Origin of the sequence: Bacillus sp. FSL W8-1127 (genome assembly GCF_038006725.1) — a bacterium.
GTDB classification, from domain to species: Bacteria; Bacillota; Bacilli; order Bacillales; family DSM-4216; genus Bacillus_O; species Bacillus_O smithii.
In genome coordinates this window covers 2,214,315-2,232,347 of record NZ_JBBOVU010000001.1, presented here as the reverse complement: position 1 = coordinate 2,232,347, position 18,033 = coordinate 2,214,315, and the positions used below count along the sequence as shown (strand labels likewise).

Annotated in this window: 16 protein-coding genes; 11 read left to right on the top strand and 5 right to left on the bottom strand. The window is 42.3% G+C overall.

The window, feature by feature from the left end; genetic code table 11:
* Window positions 1-32: 32 nt before the first annotated feature.
* Window positions 33-269 (bottom strand): DUF2627 domain-containing protein, encoded by a 237-nt coding sequence (locus NST12_RS10545; protein WP_003355280.1) that lies wholly within the window; start codon window positions 267-269, stop codon window positions 33-35.
* 120 nt (window positions 270-389) lie between these two features.
* Here NST12_RS10545 and NST12_RS10540 point away from each other — a divergent pair, with 120 nt between their 5' ends.
* From NST12_RS10540 to NST12_RS10515, 6 genes are all read left to right on the top strand, one after another.
* A complete protein-coding gene (locus NST12_RS10540; protein WP_341101152.1) occupies window positions 390-2,444 on the top strand; it encodes a sigma 54-interacting transcriptional regulator in 2,055 nt (684 codons plus the stop codon).
* A gap of 387 nt (window positions 2,445-2,831) precedes the next feature.
* Window positions 2,832-3,929 carry a branched-chain amino acid dehydrogenase gene (bcd, locus tag NST12_RS10535; RefSeq protein ID WP_341101150.1) on the top strand — a complete coding sequence of 366 codons (1,098 nt, stop codon included), beginning with the start codon at window positions 2,832-2,834 and terminating at the stop codon, window positions 3,927-3,929.
* A gap of 124 nt (window positions 3,930-4,053) precedes the next feature.
* The gene (gene lpdA / locus NST12_RS10530) at window positions 4,054-5,478 is read left to right on the top strand and encodes a dihydrolipoyl dehydrogenase (protein ID WP_341101147.1); all 1,425 of its coding nucleotides are present in this window, start codon (window positions 4,054-4,056) and stop codon (window positions 5,476-5,478) included.
* A gap of 26 nt (window positions 5,479-5,504) precedes the next feature.
* Window positions 5,505-6,503, top strand: a complete 999-nt coding sequence (locus NST12_RS10525; RefSeq protein ID WP_003355275.1) for a thiamine pyrophosphate-dependent dehydrogenase E1 component subunit alpha — start codon at window positions 5,505-5,507, stop codon at window positions 6,501-6,503.
* Between the two features lie 12 nt (window positions 6,504-6,515).
* Window positions 6,516-7,499, top strand: a complete 984-nt coding sequence (locus tag NST12_RS10520) for an alpha-ketoacid dehydrogenase subunit beta (protein ID WP_003355273.1) — start codon at window positions 6,516-6,518, stop codon at window positions 7,497-7,499.
* Window positions 7,500-7,632: 133 nt separating this feature from the next.
* The gene (locus NST12_RS10515) at window positions 7,633-8,916 is read left to right on the top strand and encodes a dihydrolipoamide acetyltransferase family protein (protein WP_327797005.1); all 1,284 of its coding nucleotides are present in this window, start codon (window positions 7,633-7,635) and stop codon (window positions 8,914-8,916) included.
* A gap of 157 nt (window positions 8,917-9,073) precedes the next feature.
* Here NST12_RS10515 and NST12_RS10510 read toward each other — a convergent pair whose 3' ends face one another.
* Window positions 9,074-9,934, bottom strand: coding sequence for a DUF1002 domain-containing protein (locus NST12_RS10510; protein WP_048623650.1), 861 nt, complete (start codon window positions 9,932-9,934; stop codon window positions 9,074-9,076).
* Window positions 9,935-10,561: 627 nt separating this feature from the next.
* On the opposite strand from NST12_RS10510, the gene NST12_RS10505 reads away from it, so the two are divergent.
* The 3 genes from NST12_RS10505 to NST12_RS10495 all read left to right on the top strand — a co-directional run bounded on the left by NST12_RS10505 (window position 10,562) and on the right by NST12_RS10495 (window position 12,911).
* A complete protein-coding gene (locus NST12_RS10505; RefSeq protein WP_048623649.1) occupies window positions 10,562-10,999 on the top strand; it encodes a BrxA/BrxB family bacilliredoxin in 438 nt (145 codons plus the stop codon).
* 289 nt (window positions 11,000-11,288) lie between these two features.
* The gene (locus NST12_RS10500; protein WP_003355269.1) at window positions 11,289-12,281 is read left to right on the top strand and encodes an aromatic acid exporter family protein; all 993 of its coding nucleotides are present in this window, start codon (window positions 11,289-11,291) and stop codon (window positions 12,279-12,281) included.
* 129 nt (window positions 12,282-12,410) lie between these two features.
* A complete protein-coding gene (locus NST12_RS10495) occupies window positions 12,411-12,911 on the top strand; it encodes a L,D-transpeptidase (protein ID WP_416333746.1) in 501 nt (166 codons plus the stop codon).
* Between the two features lie 55 nt (window positions 12,912-12,966).
* Here NST12_RS10495 and prli42 read toward each other — a convergent pair whose 3' ends face one another.
* The gene (gene prli42 / locus NST12_RS10490) at window positions 12,967-13,062 is read right to left on the bottom strand and encodes a stressosome-associated protein Prli42 (protein WP_003355267.1); all 96 of its coding nucleotides are present in this window, start codon (window positions 13,060-13,062) and stop codon (window positions 12,967-12,969) included.
* Between the two features lie 323 nt (window positions 13,063-13,385).
* Here prli42 and NST12_RS10485 point away from each other — a divergent pair, with 323 nt between their 5' ends.
* Together NST12_RS10485 and NST12_RS10480 are read left to right on the top strand one after the other, a co-directional pair.
* The gene (locus NST12_RS10485; RefSeq protein WP_048623648.1) at window positions 13,386-14,510 is read left to right on the top strand and encodes a tripeptidase T; all 1,125 of its coding nucleotides are present in this window, start codon (window positions 13,386-13,388) and stop codon (window positions 14,508-14,510) included.
* A gap of 63 nt (window positions 14,511-14,573) precedes the next feature.
* Window positions 14,574-15,044: a chemotaxis protein CheW gene (locus tag NST12_RS10480; protein WP_048623647.1), complete on the top strand. Its 471-nt coding sequence runs from the start codon at window positions 14,574-14,576 to the stop codon at window positions 15,042-15,044.
* A gap of 270 nt (window positions 15,045-15,314) precedes the next feature.
* On the opposite strand, the gene NST12_RS10475 is transcribed toward NST12_RS10480, so the two are convergent.
* Complete coding sequence (locus NST12_RS10475; protein WP_340395942.1) at window positions 15,315-16,523, bottom strand: acyl-CoA dehydrogenase family protein; 1,209 nt, start codon at window positions 16,521-16,523, stop codon at window positions 15,315-15,317.
* A gap of 15 nt (window positions 16,524-16,538) precedes the next feature.
* The gene (locus NST12_RS10470) at window positions 16,539-17,726 is read right to left on the bottom strand and encodes a CaiB/BaiF CoA transferase family protein (RefSeq protein WP_341101142.1); all 1,188 of its coding nucleotides are present in this window, start codon (window positions 17,724-17,726) and stop codon (window positions 16,539-16,541) included.
* Between the last annotated feature and the right edge of the window lie 307 nt (window positions 17,727-18,033).

Here is an 18,033-nt window from a genome sequence, read left to right as displayed (position 1 = left end):
GAGCAAGATGGTCATTCATGAATCCATTCTTTTTATCTTTTTTGGAATCGTTTTTGTACTTTGTTTCTTTTACGGTCGCGGTAAAAAACAAAACCCCCTACAAACGAAAGCCCGGCTCCAAACAGTAAAAAGCCGATAAGAAATTGCAGCCATAAAGAAAGAAAGGGCGGGTGTAGAATACCGAATACCGTATCTCTCATCCACTTTATTCCCAGACCCGCGAGAAGCGCGGGAATGACCAATATTAATAGCGCAAAAATACGAGCCATGACTTTCTCCCCTTTTTGTCCGTATGACCAAATAGTATCCAACTTTTCAAAATTGTCAAGCGGATATTTTCCATTAAAATGTAAAAGATGAAAAACCTCTCAAAGCGTGGTGAAGCGACATTGCAAAAGGTGTTAATTGTCGGTGCAGGAAGAGGCGGAATGACGATCTTAAAATTTCTTCGGGAAACAGCGCTATTTCAAATAGCGGCCATTGTCGATATCCATGAGAATGCTCCGGGCATGAAATTGGCCAGAAAGATGGGGATACGGACAGAATCCGATTGGAAGCCGCTTTTAACAGATGAAATCGGAATGGCTGTCGAAGTGACAGGGGATGAAAAGGTATTTCAAGAGATGAAAGAAGTGTGCGGAAAGCAAACGGTCTTGATTCCCGGCAATATCGCTCATATGATGGCCCGTCTGTTGCAAGAAAAAGAATCGCTCATTCTCCAGCTGAAAAATGAACAAAATAAGCATAATGTCATTTTTGATTCCACAGATGAAGGAATGGTCGGAATTGATCTTCGCGAAAAAATTATTCTCTATAATAAAAGCGCGGAACGAATCATCGGAATCAAAAAAGAACAAGCGATAGGCACTCCCGTACGGCAAATCATTCCCACAAGCCGGCTTCCTCGTATATTAAGGACAAAAAAAGCGGAAGTCAATCAAGAACAATTATTGGCGAACGGCTTGAAAATTATTACGACGCGAATACCGATGATGGACGAAAATCAAAATATGATGGGAGCGTTCGCCGTCTTTCGGGATATTACGGAAGTACTGAACCTCGCCGAAGAGATCACCAATTTAAAAGAAGTTCAAACCATGCTCGAAGCGATTATCCATTCAAGCGACGATGCCATTTCCGTAGTGGATGAAAAAGGAAGAGGCATTTTAATCAATCCTGCCTACACAAGAATCACGGGTTTAACGGAAGAACAGGTGATCGGAAAACCGGCCAATGCGGACATATCCGAAGGGGAAAGCGTCCATATGGAGGTATTGGAGAAACGTAAACCGGTTCGAGGAGTGAAAATGAAGGTTGGTCCGAAACGGAAAGAAGTGGTGGTGAATGTAGCGCCTATTATTGTCAATGGCACACTGAAAGGAAGCGTCGGTGTGATCCATGATGTTTCAGAAATACAGGCGTTGACTCAAGAATTGAATCGGGCTAGACAAATTATTCGTACGTTGGAAGCGAAATATACGTTTGAAGACATAGTGGGTGAATCAGAAGAAATCAAATTCGCGATTGAACAGGCCAAGCTAGGTGCGAATACCCCTGCTACCGTACTATTAAGAGGGGAGTCGGGCACAGGAAAGGAATTGTTTGCTCACGCTATACATAATGCCAGTGATCGCCGCTACAATAAATTTGTCCGCGTGAATTGCGCTGCGATATCGGATACGTTGTTGGAAAGTGAATTATTTGGTTACGAAGAAGGGGCTTTTTCCGGTGCGAAAAGAGGGGGCAAGATTGGACTGTTTGAAGAAGCAAATAACGGCAGCATTTTTCTGGATGAAGTTGGAGAATTAAGCCCGAATACACAAGCCAAATTATTAAGAGTTCTTCAAGAACAAGAAATTGTTCGTGTAGGCGGCACAAAACCTATTCCCATTAATGTTCGGGTGATTGCCGCGACAAACGTTTCTTTAGAAAAAGGCATTGCGGAAGGAACATTCAGGGAAGATTTATATTATCGTTTAAATCGAATGCCCATTCAAATCCCTCCATTGCGCCGAAGGAAGACGGATATTCCATTGCTTTGCCGATACTTGCTGGCAAAAATCAACCAAGATTACGGACGAAATGTGGAAAGAATTTCTTCGGAAGCAATGAAAAAGTTAATGGATTATGACTGGCCAGGGAATGTAAGAGAACTAGAAAACGTATTGGGAAGAGCTGTGATTTTTATGAATTATCATGAGACGATGATGGATGTCGATCATTTATTCTTTTTGCAATCCCAGCCAAAAGAATATCCTCTTGAATCCCCGATTCATGGCTTAAAAAAAGGGACAACCCTATCTTCTTTGATGGATGAATATGAAAAAAACATTATTCAAGAAACGCTTATGCAGACGGGAGGAAACAAAACCGAAGCTGCGAAAAGGTTAGGAATTTCCATTCGTAATTTGTATTACAAAATTGCAAAGTACAAACTGCAATAATTTGCATGCAAATGATGACACTTTTGCAAGAAACGGCAAAATCAAGGGGAAAGGACAACTGGAAAAACGATTTTTTCTTATTGGCATCCATTTTGCATGACAATGAATGAAGAAAGTTAGAAAATAGAGCAGGAATCGTCTTTCTTTTTTGCGCTCATTCAGACAGTAAAAAATGGAATCAACCATGAGCGATGCTACGATTTCGGTGATTCGTACGATATCCTTTGTCGGATCTTATTCTCGATCACTATTGTTTATGCGCATATGAGCAATGGAATGATAGTCAGGAAATCCTGCATTCCCATGTTGGGACGACAAAGACGACAAGTAGTATGTTTTTGTCCTTTAGCTTATAATGGATTCAGCATCATGAGGGAGGAATAGAGAATGGAAATATTTCGCAATATGGAAAAATACGATTATGAGCAGCTATTGTTTTGCCAAGATCAAAATTCAGGGCTAAAAGCTATTATTGCCATACATGACACAACGTTGGGACCTGCCCTAGGCGGAACGAGAATGTGGACTTATGAATCGGAAGAAGCGGCAATCGAAGACGCCCTTCGATTGGCAAGAGGCATGACATATAAAAATGCAGCAGCAGGATTGAATTTGGGCGGAGGAAAAACCGTCATTATTGGCGATCCTCATAAAGATAAAAATGAAGAAATGTTTCGTGCGCTCGGACGATTTATTCAAGGTTTAAACGGGCGTTACATTACCGCGGAAGATGTCGGCACAACGGTAGCGGATATGGATATCATTCACGAAGAGACCGATTTTGTCACCGGCATTTCACCTGCTTTCGGGTCTTCAGGAAACCCCTCTCCCGTTACAGCGTACGGCTGTTATGTCGGAATGAAGGCAGCGGCAAAAGAAGCATTTGGATCAGACTCATTAGAGGGATTAACCATAGCGGTGCAAGGGGCAGGAAATGTCGCTTATCATTTATGCAAATATCTTCATGAAGAACGGGCGCGTTTGATTGTAACGGATATTCATAAAGAACCGGTTCAACGCATTGTTCAAGAGTTTGGGGCGGAAGCGGTTGATCCAAATGACATCTATTCTGTAGAAGCGGACATCTTTTCACCTTGCGCCCTTGGTGCCATTCTGAACGATGAAACCATTCCGCAATTGAAAGCGAAAGTCATCGCTGGTTCTGCCAATAATCAACTAAAAGAGGCGAAACACGGGGATATGTTATATGAAATGGGCATTGTGTATGCTCCGGATTATGTGATTAATGCCGGTGGAGTAATCAATGTTGCCGATGAACTTTACGGCTACAACCGCGAACGCGCATTAAAAAAAGTAGAACAAATTTATCAAAACATAGAAAAGGTATTCGAAATTTCTAAAAGAGACGGGATTCCGACTTATATAGCGGCCGACCGTATGGCAGAAGAAAGAATTGAAAAAATCCGCCATTCTCGGAGCCAATTTTTAACCAACAGCAAACATATACTCAATCGCCGTCGCTAAGAGATTTAAAAAGGCAGCCATATGGGCAGAATTTGTAACAACCATAATCCATAACGGAAAAATCGATCCTTTCTATAGAACGTGAATCAGCGGCCAATTTGGTTTTGATAAGGAGGATTTCCTGATGGCAAAAGAATATGACATCGTGATTTTAGGAGGAGGGACGGGTGGATACGTAGCAGCCATACGGGCTTCCCAACTTGGATTGAAGACCGCGGTTGTCGAAAAAGAAAAACTTGGAGGCACTTGCCTTCACAAAGGATGTATTCCAAGCAAATCCCTTTTGAGAAGCGCGGAAGTTTTTGCACAAACAAAAAACGGTGAAGAATACGGAATACTTGCCAAAGAAATTAAACTTGATTTTCAAAAAGTACAAATACGAAAGCAACGGATTGTGGATCAGTTGCATCGTGGTGTTCAACAGTTAATGAAAAAAGGAAAAATTGATCTGTATCATGGGGTCGGACGGATTTTAGGCCCTTCCATTTTTGCGCCCGTTGCCGGGACGATTTCCGTTGAAATGAACGATGGGAATGAAAACGAGATTTTGATTCCTCAACATGTCATCATCGCTACTGGTTCACGGCCAAAGACGTTGAATGGTTTGGAAATCGATGGAGACTTTATTTTATCTTCCAACGAAGCATTAGAGTTGTCCGATATTCCTTCTTCCGTTTTGATTGTTGGCGGAGGGGCGATCGGAATAGAATGGGCCTCGATGCTAAGGGATTTTGGATCGGATGTTACGATCATCGAATATGCCCCACGTCTTCTTCCATCTGAAGATCACGATATTTCAAGAGAATTGGAAATAAGGCTGAAGAAAAAAGGGATCCGAATTGTAACAAATGCCAAAATTCTCCCCGATACGGTTCAAAAAGAAAAGACAACGGCTACGGTCCAAGTAGAAGTAAACGGGGAACGACTGGCGTATTCAGCTGAAAAAATTCTGGTTTGCGTTGGTCGTCAAGCGAACATTGAAGATATCGGTTTGGAAAACACCGATATTCAAGTGAATCAGGGGGTCATTCAAGTCAACGATTATTTTCAAACAAAAGAACGCCATATTTATGCGATTGGGGACGTCATTGGAGGATTGCAATTGGCTCACGTGGCTTCCCGTGAAGGAATGATTGCAGTCGAGCATATTGCAGGCTTGAATCCTGAACCGCTTGACTATTCGCTTGTTCCGAAATGCATTTATTCATCCCCTGAAATCGCCAGTGTTGGCTGGACGGAACAAGAGGCAAAGGAAAAAGGACTGAATTTGAAAATTGGAAAATTTCCGTTCCGAGCTGTTGGAAAAGCGCTTGTTTACGGACAGTCCGATGGATTTGTCAAGTTGATTGTCGATAGGGACACGGATGACGTATTAGGAGTTCATATGATTGGACCGCATGTGACCGATATGATATCCGAAGCCGTATTGGCGCGCTTTTTAGATGCTGCTTCTTGGGAAGTGGCTCATGCCATTCATCCGCATCCGACTTTGAGTGAAGCGTTGGGAGAGGCGGCCTTTTCCGTTGATGGAAAGGCGATACATCTGTGATGAAGAGAAGGAATGGAGGGTTTCAAATGGTTCAAAACCGACATAAGGAATTGGGCCTCAGCGACGATAGAGTTTTAGAGATGTATAAAACGATGCTTATGGCTCGTAAGATAGATGAACGTATGTGGCTTCTGAATCGTTCAGGAAAGATTCCGTTTGTCGTTTCTTGCCAAGGACATGAAGCAGCCCAAGTGGGAGCAGCCTTTGCGCTTGATGCAAAAAAAGATTATGTACTCCCTTATTACAGAGGTGTAGGGATTGTACTGTCCTTTGGAATGACGGCGAAAGATTTAATGCTTTCGGGTTTTGCGAAAGCGGAAGATCCAAATTCAGGGGGCCGACAAATGCCGGGGCATTTCAGCCAAAAGAAGCTGCACATTGTCACCGGATCCTCTCCAGTCACCACGCAAGTGCCTCATGCAGTCGGCATTGCACTGGCGGGAAAAATGGAGAAAAAAGATTTAGTAGCGTTAGCAACGTTCGGAGAAGGTTCATCCAATCAAGGCGACTTTCATGAAGCGGCTAATTTTGCGGGCGTTCATAAGCTTCCAGTTATTTTTATGTGCGAAAATAATCAATATGCGATTTCTGTTCCGCTAGAAAAACAGCTTGCCTGCGAAAGAGTGTCCGATCGAGCCGTCGGTTATGGAATGCCGGGCTATACGGTGAACGGCATGGATCCGCTCGAAGTTTACAAGGTGGTAAAAGAAGCTGCGGACCGTGCCCGCAAAGGAGAAGGTCCGACCTTAATTGAAGCATTGACCTATCGGTTGACGCCGCATTCTTCAGATGACGATGACCGCAGCTATCGTTCCCCGGATGAGGTGGCGGAAGCGAAAACAAAAGATCCGATTATCGTTTTTGGCGCTTATTTAAAAGAAGCAGGTGTCATGGATGACCAGCTTGAAAAGGAAATCCATAACGAAGTAATGGAGATCGTGAATGAAGCAACGGAGTATGCAGAGCAAGCACCATATGCTTTGCCGGAAGACGCACTGAAATATGTCTATAAGGAATCATTGTAAGGGGGATTCAACATGCCTGTCATTTCCTATATTGAGGCTGTGACCATGGCGATACGCGAGGAGATGGAACGAGATCCTCGTGTATTCGTGCTTGGAGAAGATGTCGGCAAAAAGGGCGGAGTATTCAAAGCGACCCAAGGATTATTTGAACAATTTGGGGGAGAACGAGTAATCGATACCCCGTTGGCTGAATCGGCGATAGCCGGTGTAGGAATTGGAGCGGCCCTTTATGGGATGCGGCCCATTGCCGAAATGCAATTTGCTGATTTTATTTTGCCCGCTGTCAACCAAATTATTTCGGAAGCGGCTAAGATTCGCTATCGCTCGAACAATGATTGGAATTGTCCGCTTGTGATAAGAGCTCCATACGGTGGAGGAGTTCATGGCGCTCTTTACCATTCTCAATCGATGGAAGCCGTTTTTGCCAACCAGCCGGGTTTAAAAATTGTGATGCCTTCCACTCCTTATGATGTGAAAGGTCTGTTGAAAGCGGCTGTTCGCGACGATGATCCCGTTTTATTTTTTGAACATAAGCGGGCCTATCGGCTGATCAAAGGAGAAGTGCCTGAAGAGGATTATGTGCTTCCAATCGGAAAAGCGGATGTAAAACGAGAAGGAGATGATGTGACCGTTATAACGTACGGTTTATGTGTTCATTTCGCTCTTCAGGCCGCAGAAAGACTCGCGAAGGATGGAATCGAAACGTATATATTGGATTTACGAACTGTTTATCCTCTTGATAAAGAAGCGATTATAGAAGCAGCCAAAAAAACAGGAAAAGTGCTGCTTGTTACAGAAGATACGAAAGAAGGAAGCATCATGAGTGAAGTATCGGCCATCATTGCAGAGCATTGTTTATTTGATCTTGACGCTCCTATTAAGCGGCTCGCAGGACCTGATATTCCGGCAATGCCTTATGCCCCTACCATGGAAAAATTCTTTATGGTAACTCCTGAAAAAGTGGAAAACGCCATAAGAGATTTAGCAGAGTTTTAACCGCACTTTCTTTAGAACCCTTTTTCGGAAGTGCCGACATAATGCAAATCTTATCTTTTTGGAGTCTATTACACGTCTATTTTGAGTGAGTCGCATGGTTTAAGGAGCAATGAAGATACAAGGAGTGGTTACGATGGCACGGGAAAAAATGACGATGCCGCAGCTAGGCGAAAGTGTGACAGAAGGAACCATTAGCCGGTGGCTTGTAAAACCGGGTGATCATGTCAAAAAATACGATCCGATTGCGGAAGTTTTAACCGATAAAGTAAACGCTGAAGTCCCTTCTTCTTTTACCGGCACAGTCGTTGAACTTGCTGCCGATGAAGGTGAAACGCTCGAAGTGGGGAAAGTGATCTGTGTCATTGAGACAGAAGAAGAAGGTTCGACACAGAAAGAAACAACAGAGCAAGAAGTGCCGGCAGCCGGAATGACAATGAAACAGAAGGCGGTGGTTTCGGAGGCAAAGACCCGTTTCTCTCCGGCTGTATTAAAGCTTTCACAAGAGTATGGGATTGATTTGTCAAAAGTTCCAGGCACCGGAAAAGGGGGGCGTATTACCAGAAAAGATGTATGGAAATGGATTGAATCGCATCATCATTCGAAAACTTCTGGGGAAGCACCTGCAACTGTTCATTCGGATGCTGTGGAAGAACGACCATTGAATGATCCTGAAAAGAACGACATGAAAAAGCACTTGCATTTGTCCGGAGCTCACGGTGATTTGGAAATACCGGTGACAGGAGTACGCAAAGCCATTGCCCAACATATGGTTCGAAGCAAACAAGAAATCCCTCATGCTTGGACCATGATGGAAGTCGACGTTACCAATCTTGTTCAGTACCGCGATTCCATCAAAGAAGAATTTAAAGAGAGGGAAGGTTTTAATTTAACGTATTTTGCCTTTTTTGTAAAAGCAACAGCTCAAGCCTTGAAAGAATATCCGCAAATGAATTCGATATGGGCAGGGGATAAAATCATTCAGAAAAAAGATATTAACATTTCGATCGCTGTAGCGACGGATGATGCGCTGTATGTACCTGTCATAAAGCATGCAGATGAAAAAACGATCAAGGGCATCGCAAGGGAGATTCATGAATTGGCCGTGAAGGCCCGTAACGGCAGCTTAAAGCAAGAAGATGTGGAAGGGGGCACGTTTACCGTTAATAACACAGGTTCCTTTGGTTCCGTGCAATCCATGGGAATTATCAATTATCCGCAAGCCGCCATTTTGCAGGTGGAATCGATCGTCAAGAGACTCATGGTAATGGATAACGGAATGATTGCGGTTCGCGATATGGTCAATCTTTGCCTCTCTATCGATCATCGAATACTGGATGGGCTTATTGCCGGGCGTTTTTTGCAAAGGGTGAAACAAATTCTCGAAAATATTTCGAAAGAGAATACACAGATTCATTGATCATTATCTCGAATCAAATACCTTTATCTTTCGAAATTTTAATCAAAAAATGATTTCTATCAAGTAAAAGGCCAGACTCAAAAAAAACAGGGCTGATTCCTCCTATCCACGATAAGGAGGAATCAGCCCTTTCATAATGGGTCGGCCTTTTTAGAGATTATTTAAAAAGGCTTGCAATGGAGTTAACGATCGATTGCAAAAAGTCGATGATCGATTGGAGGAAGCTTTTTCCTTCGTCCGAATTTTTAAATTCATTCCATTTCTCTTTTGCTTTTTCAATTTGAGAATTGACTGCATTCCAGTTGATGTTTAAGTTTTTCATTTTGTCAAACAAAGAGACAAGCTGATCCTTTTGATCCGGTGTCAAGGAAATATTTAATTCATTGGCAACGTTATTGACGATCACTTGAATATCTTCTTTTGTTTGAGGATGTTGTTTAGCGATTTCTTCTTTGATTTTTTCGATTAATTGTGTGGCATCGTTTTTCCCGATATCATCGGCTAGTTTGGCGGTTGTCACCATTTCTTGGTTGGCCACTTGCTTTTGTGCTTCCGGAATTTGTTTGCCTGTTGTGGATTCATAAGCTTTAATGATTCCGGTAAGCGCAGCCGTTCCGGATACGTCAAAAGGTGCCGTGATATAAATATCGGCATCTTTCACACCGGCCGTTGTCAACGCGTTCATATACATTTCTTTCGATACCCACGTAATATGATTGGTTTGCACTTTCAGGCCATATCCACTTTCTTTAGTGGTAATTTTGCTGGAAGAAATGGCTTTCGTGCCAATTTGCGAATTGGGAATATAGTTCCCCAAATATTTATGTTCTTCGGCGTTCGTAACCGTGATCGTATTGACATCACCGGATACGCCCATTTCATTTAAAACTTGTTCTTTTTGCTGAGGGGTTAAATCCGCTCCGAGAGTTACGGTTGTTTCGCCCGTAATGCTGTCAGCCTGCACAGACATGGTGAAACCCAATGTAAAGATGGCAAGCAACAAAAATAATTTTTTCATAAAATCCTCTCCTGTACAATTTACCTTTCGTTTTGGAATACAATGAGACTTCAGCTACGCTAAACTAAAGCAGTCGCTGAATGTTCATGGCGGAAGGTTGATTTTGACAGATTTGATCAAACCCGGGATTCCGCCGGCATCGTTCTTTCTCTCAGCTTTCGCATTTATTCGGATCAGCGAGGGAAAAGGACTTTTCTAATTCTTTATTTTAATCGAAATACAAATGGTTCTACAACTTTTTCTGCAATCCATCTTCCAAGTCGCTACTTTCGTCCTTTGCAGGAAATGATTCCTATAATGAAATAAGCAGGTATTTGTATGCGTATATTCATGAATGGAAAAACGATCGTTTTTTTTCGGAAAGAAGATGCCAAAGACTTACACATTGGCCCAATGATATAGCTTCCATTTTTTAAAGAGATGAGAATCAGGAAAAACTTTGCCGGCTAAAAAAGGAGCGCCGTAGATCGACGCCCCGATGATAGGGAGTTTAGGGTATGGATCTCGTTGTACCATGATTTTACCCTAATTTTTGATGGATAAACCTTTTATCATACCATAAAAAATTTGAAAATAAAGGTAAATTCCTTTATGATAGGTACATGATACGGAAAGGAGGAACGTTCCATGAGCATGAATTTTAACATTTTTATGAATGATATCGTGAATCAGTCTCGTAAAGAAATTGTCGACGCTGGTTATAGAGAACTTAGAACTCCGGAAGAAGTGGATGAAGCGTTGCAGAAAAAAGGCACGACTCTTGTGATGGTGAATTCGGTTTGCGGCTGTGCCGGAGGAATTGCACGTCCTGCTGCCGCTTATGCGATCCACTACGATAAACGTCCGGATCAGCTTGTTACAGTTTTTGCCGGACAGGATAAAGAAGCAACAGCGAAAGCTCGCAGTTATTTTACCGGCTATCCACCTTCTTCTCCATCTTTTGCACTTTTAAAAGATGGGAAACTGGTTGCCATGGTTGAACGACATGAGATTGAAGGACATGAGCCTTTGGAAGTCGTTCAAAAATTGCAAGCGGCTTTTGATCAATATTGCGACGAAGTGTAAGAAGTGTAAGATGGCAGCGATTTCGTTCTGCGATCACAACGTTTAAACGAAAAACGTGCCAAGGATGGAACAGAAAAATCCATGTCCGATAGATCCACTTTCATGCTGGCTCAACAAGGTCAGCCCTTTCAAATGGGAGATTTTTTTATTCTGCATTTGAAAAGGCTTTTGAGGCTCCTTGTGATCCAGCTTTTTTATTGATTATCCGGTCCAAAGTGTGATCTTGCTTGAAAACAAAGAAAGGGTTGAGCATACTAGAGGAGAAAATAATGGATTTGAGGTTATGGATATGTTTCGAATCGGTTATCGAACGATCAAAACAGCGGTAGGTACAACATTGGCGATCATGATTTCGCAATGGCTTCACTTGCATAATTTTGTCTCTGCCGGGATCATTACAATATTATGTATCAAAAATACGAAAGTGAAATCATTTGAGGCAGCATGGACGCGTTTTTTCGCTTGTGTGCTGGCGATGATTTTTTCTGCTTGTTTCTTTGAAGGAATTGCTTTTCATCCAGTTGTGATTGGTCTCATGCTATTGTTTTTTATTCCAACAACCGTAAAGCTAAAAGTAACAGAAGGCATTGTTACAAGCAGTGTCATTATTCTTCATATTTATTCAGCCGGTCATGTCACCCTTTCTTTGTTGTTGAATGAGCTGTGCCTCATTGTTGTCGGCATCGGCATTGCTTTATTGATGAACCTTTATATGCCCAGTGCAGATGAAACGTTGTATCGCTACCAGGAAGAAATTGAAAAGAACTTCCGGAGGATTTTTGAGGAAGTGATTTCGTATTTACGCAGTCATAAAAATGATTGGGATGGAAAAGAAATAACGGAAACGGCGCGTCTGTTGAAAGAAGCAAAATCACTCGCTTTAAAAGATGCAGAAAATCATCCAACAAGAGAAGAAAACTTATTTTATCACTATTTTGTCATTCGTGAAAAACAATTTGAAATACTCGAACGATTGTTGCCGATTTTAACGTTTGTCTCCTACCAAACAAAACAATCCCACATGGTTGCCGATTTTTTGGAAGAGTTAAAAGACAATATTCATCCTGGAAATACAGCTCATTTTTATTTGAAAAAACTATACGATATGAAGGTGGAATTTGAAAGAATGGAGTTGCCTAAAACAAGGGAGGAATTTGAAACAAGAGCGGCTCTTTTTCAATTTGTCCGAGAAATGGAACAATACTTGATCATCAAAAGTTCGTTTAAGGGTTTAAAACGAAAGGCGAATAAAAACAGCCAAAAATCCGCAACATACTCTTAAATAAACCCATCCCGGCAAGCAAAGATTGCGCTGGGGTGTTTTAGCAACATTTGATTTTCCGTTTTCCGACTGTTTTTCCATTCAAGCATCTAACGGTCGGTGAAGCGGGAAAGAAAAGTGGTGATCAAGTTGAAAAAACTTTGGTTAATTCTATTCATATTCGCTTTTTTGTTTCCGAATTCGACCTTTGCACAAGGCTCTCCTCTTATTGTCATCAATAAAAAAACAAATGAATTAGCATTTTATAACCATGGCAAGTTGCAAATGAGGGAAAAAGTGGCCACCGGAAAAACGAATGAACTGACACCGGAAGGGCTGTTCACTGTAACGGTCAAAGCGAAAAATCCTTTCTATCGGAAGAAAAATATTCCCGGCGGGCATCCAAATAACCCGCTTGGAACGAGGTGGATCGGATTTAATGCCAAAAATACCGGCGGTCGGATCTATGGTGTCCACGGAACCAATAATCCATCTTCCATCGGGCACTATATTTCCAACGGCTGCATTCGTATGAACAATCAGGCGATTGAAAGATTGTATGAAAATGTTCCCATTGGAACGAAAATCAAGGTGGTCACATCCACACAATCGTTAGACCAGATAGCCAGGCAGTACGGTGCCATTCGTTAGGAAAATAACCAAAATGAAAAGCAATCGGCTTTCCAGCTGATTGCTTTTTTCGTTTTTACAAAAACATTGTAAGCCCGGCGAGGACCGTTGTGGCAATCATTGCCAATAACATGATATAGACAACGACTTTTTGGAATTTCTTATTTCTCATGATCTCCTCTCCTTCAATTCCGCTGTCTTTATATTATCGATTTTTCCAGTTGTCATCAACATGATCCTATAGAGGGATGGGTAAGATTTTTTGAAAAAAGAGGAGTTTTTAAAAATCATATCGAATATTAGAATGAAAAAATACTTGAACGTTGTCGCCCCTTTTGCCATTGACTTTTTATGCCGCCATACCCTAAAAATCCGAGAAAATTGATATTATTCGAAAAATAAAGCCATATGATCAGAATCTACCTTTCGTTTGTAGACTTTTTTTCAAAGGAGTATACTGAATGGTGAGTACATAAATTGGAGGTAATTTTTGCTATGGTGAATAAAGAAAGATTAGTCAATGAATTTTTGGAACTTGTACAAATTGACTCGGAAACCAAAAACGAAAGCGAGATTTCTAAAGTTTTAAAACAAAAATTTACAGAATTAGGCTTGGATGTCTATGAAGATAATGCGAAAGAAAAAACAGGGCATGGCGCCGGAAACTTGATTTGTACTTTACCGGGAAATAAAGAAGGCGTGGATCCTATTTATTTTACTTCACATATGGATACCGTCGTTCCCGGAAAAGGGGTGAAACCGTCCATTAAAGACGGTTACGTCGTCACGGACGGAACGACGATTTTAGGTGCTGATGATAAAGCCGGATTGGCGGCCATGTTTGAAGCAATCAGAATGATCAAAGAACAGAACATTTCTCATGGGACGATTCAATTTATCATAACGGTGGGGGAAGAATCCGGCTTAGTGGGAGCCAAAGAGCTTGATCCATCGCTTATTAAAGCGAAATATGGGTATGCTCTCGACAGCGATGGGAAAGTGGGAAATATTGTCGTGGCAGCTCCAACACAAGCAAAAATCAAAGCGGTGATTCTTGGAAAAACGGCTCATGCAGGTGTGGCTCCTGAGAAAGGGGTTTCCGCCATCACGATCGCCTCAAAAGCTATTGCAAGAATGCCGTTAGGACGAATCGACGAAGAAACCACTGCCAATATCGGCCGATTTGAAGGTGGGCAAGCAACGAATATCGTATGTGACCGTGTCGATATTTTGGCGGAAGCAAGATCGTTAGTTCCTGAAAAAATGGAACAACAAGTAGCCAAAATGAAAGAAGCTTTTGAAAGTGCCGCCCAAGAAATGGGAGGACGGGCAGAAATTGATGTGCAGGTTATGTACCCTGGTTTTAAATTTGGCGAAGGAGATAAAGTGGTGGAAATTGCGAAAAAAGCAGCGGCGAAAGTGGGCCGACCTTCTGAATTGCTGCAAAGCGGCGGCGGAAGCGACGCGAACGTGATTGCCGGATTAGGGATTCCTACTGTCAATTTAGCTGTAGGATATGAGGAGATTCATACAGTGAATGAGAAAATGCCTATTGAAGAACTAGTGAAATTGGCAGAAATGACAGTGGCTATTGTGGAAGAAGTAGCAAATCCATCGTAATTTCTTTTGAAAAGAGAGCTCTCCAGCTCTCTTTTCGACCGTTTTCAAAAGGGGGCACAAGAAATGGAAGAAACAAAAATGGTTGTTTTTCAATCAGGCAAGGAAGAATATGCCGTTCCGATTCAATATGTCGTTTCGATTGAAAAATTGGATCATATCAATCCCATTCCTCATTTGCCTGCTTATTTAAGGGGAATTGTCAAAAATCGTGGTGAATTGATTCCGGTCATTGATTTTGAGCAAGTTCTATATTCTCAATTTATCGAAAATTTGTCTGAAAGCCGTCTGATTGTTCTTCAAGTAGAATCATTCTTTTTCGGAATATTAGTAAAAGAGGCGAAAGAAATCATTGACATTCCGATTGAACTCCAAAAACAGATCGGCCTAATGGCTTACGAGGGAACCCGTTATTTTTCAGCAGTGGCAAACATGGAGAAACGCTTAGTGACCATCATTGATCCTAAAATTCTGGTGGAATCGCTAGAAGGCATTCAAGACATACAAGAATATATGAAAACGATGCAAAATGCCTGACGGTGGAACTTCCTGTTGTTATATCCCCGTTTTATCGCTGATCATAATATAGCAGATTCCTGCAGGCCACTTGTTATAACAGAAAAAATTGAATATAAGGAATAGCTGTTTATTTTGTCATTTGATAGAAGAAGGGAGCTAAAAGTTCCCTTCTTAGGATTGGCTCATAAAATTTGGTTGCGAAGCTACGATTCCATTTTGTTTATCGCGATAGGCGAGTAAATGCATGGCGCTACAAGCACTTGAAAGAATAGGTGAATCTTTATTCATTCAGCTTGAAACGGAATCCTCTGTGAACGGCCATGCGGGGAGCATTTTATGGAGCGGTTTATCCTGTCGGTAGCCGAGAGCGTATTCTGCTTGCATGATCGTATGAATCTCCCTCGTTCCTTCGTAAATAACCGGTGCTTTGGAATTTCTTAAATATCGTTCCACGGGATATTCATTGGAATATCCGTATGCGCCATGAATTTGCACCGCGTCATCCGCCGCTTTGTTGGCAAAATCACAGGCTTGCCATTTGGCTAAGGAGGTTTCGCGTGTATTGCGTCGGCCTTTGTTTTTCAATTCGCCGGCTCGATAGACAAGAAGCCGACTTATTTGCAGTCCTGCTTCCATGTTGGCGATCATTTGTTGAACGAGCTGATGGCGGCCGATTTCTTTTCCAAATGTCTTGCGTTCGTGGCAATATTTGACGCTTGCTTCCAGGCAGGCCATGATGAGGCCGCAGGCTCCGGCTGCGACAGTAAATCGACCGTTGTCAAGAGCCGACATAGCAATTTTAAATCCTTCACCTTCTTCGCCAAGCAAGTTTTCTTTTGGAACCCGGACGTTGTCAAAAAACAGTTCTCCCGTATTTCCGGCTCGAATTCCCAATTTTCCTTTAATCGCTTTGGAAGAAAATCCGGGCATGGTCCGTTCAACAATAAAGGCGGAAATCCCTTTATGTTTTTTGCTTTTGTCCGTATAGGCGAATACAAGAAAATGATCCGCCACGTCGCACAAGGAAATCCAAGTTTTTTGTCCGTTTAAAATATAGTCGTCGCCGTCTCGAGTCGCTGTCGTGCCTAAAGCGGCTACATCAGATCCTGCTCCAGGCTCAGTTAATCCAAAGGCGCCGATTTTTTCACCTTTCGCTTGAGGAACAAGATAAGTTTGTTTTTGATATTCGTTGCCCCATTGAAGAAGAGTCAGGCTATTCAGTCCGGTATGGACCGACACGGCTGTCCGAAATGCTGTATCTCCTCTTTCTAGTTCTTCGCACACAATCGCAAGCGAGTTGTAATCCATTCCGCTTCCACCATACTGTTCGGGAATACAGACACCCATCAAGCCGAGTTCAGCCAATTTTTTAATGATGTTTGTTTCAAAATGATGGTTTGCGTCCCATTCGCCGATATACGGCATGATCTCTTTATCCACGAACTGGCGCACGGTTTTTCTTAATAGTTGTTGCTCTTCCGAAAATTCAAAGTTCATGGGCTCATCGCTCCTTTAAATAATTTGATTCGTTTTCAAATCTTCAATCTCTGCATCAGAATAGCCTAAATGGCTCAAAATGAGTTCGTTGTGTTCCCCGGGCAAAGGAGGATATTGATTTTGTTTTACGGGTGTTTTCGAAAGTTTTAAAGGACTGCCAACGACTTGAATAGTCCCTGCTGTTGGATGTTTCATGGAAAGAAACATTTCCCGTGCTGTCAGCTGAGGGTCACAAACCATTTCATCCAATTTTTGAATAGGTCCGCACGGTATTTTTTTCTGTTGACAAGCTTCCATCCAGTAGGCGGTTGATTTCATTTGAAACCGTTTCTCTAAAATTGGGATAAGCTCTGTCCGGTGCTTCACCCGCTCCGGGTTGGTGGAAAAACGCGGATCGCTGGGAAGTTCCCGCATTTCCAACACGCTGCATAAATCTTGAAACTGCCGATCGTTCCCTACCGCAATGACCATTTCTCCATCGGCTGTGCGAAATGTTTGATAAGGTACGATATTAGGATGGCGGTTTCCCATTTTGGGCGGCACCTTTTTAGTCATGAGATAATTGCTGGCAACGTTGACTAGTGAGCTGACAGCGCAGTCATATAAAGAGAGATCGATCTTTTGCCCCCTTCCTGAACGGTCCTTTTCTAACAATGCTGCTTGAATGCCAATGCAGGCGTAGAGCCCGGTTAAAATATCCGTATTGGCTACTCCGGTTTTGAAGGGAGGCGTATGTTCGTCACCGGTAATTGACATAAGCCCACTCATTCCTTGAATGATAAAATCATATCCTGGCAGATTTTTATAAGGACCTGTCTCGCCAAATCCGGTAATGGAGCAGTAGATAAGTTTCGGATTGCATCGGGACAACTCCTCATATCCCAAACCGAGCCGGTCCATTGTGCCTGTTTTAAAGTTATGAATGACAACATCGCTTTTTTCCACTAGTTGATAAATGATCTTTTTTCCTCTTGGATCTTTTAAATTGACAGTTAGGCTTTTTTTATTTCGATTGGCGCATAAATAGTATGCGCTTACACCGTTTTGAAACGGAGGCCCCCATTTTCTTGTTTCATCGCTTCCGCCGGGGGCTTCTACTTTAATCACTTCCGCGCCTAAATCGCCTAAAATCATCGTACATAATGGTCTCGCAAGCACTCTTGTCAAGTCGAGAACTTTTACACCGTCTAACGCGCCAACCATCGTTATCACCCCTTTCATTCGTTATAAATGAAAAAGCCGGCTTCTTTCCGGCTAATAAACTGCGGAGCGAAAGAAACGGGCTCTTATCTGCCTGAATCGTTCGGACAATCAAGGTTGAAAAAATGAAAAGTTTTTTGCTTCAAACTGCCTTACCATGGCGGTAAGCAGAGATGAACAAGTATAGGCGGTAAACTATTATCCCGTTCTTTTTGTACTTTTCTACTTTATATTATTCTGAATAGCAAAAAAATAGTATGGGATATGTTGAAAAGGAAAGGAAAATCCCTTGATGGTAAGCAGGAGAAGG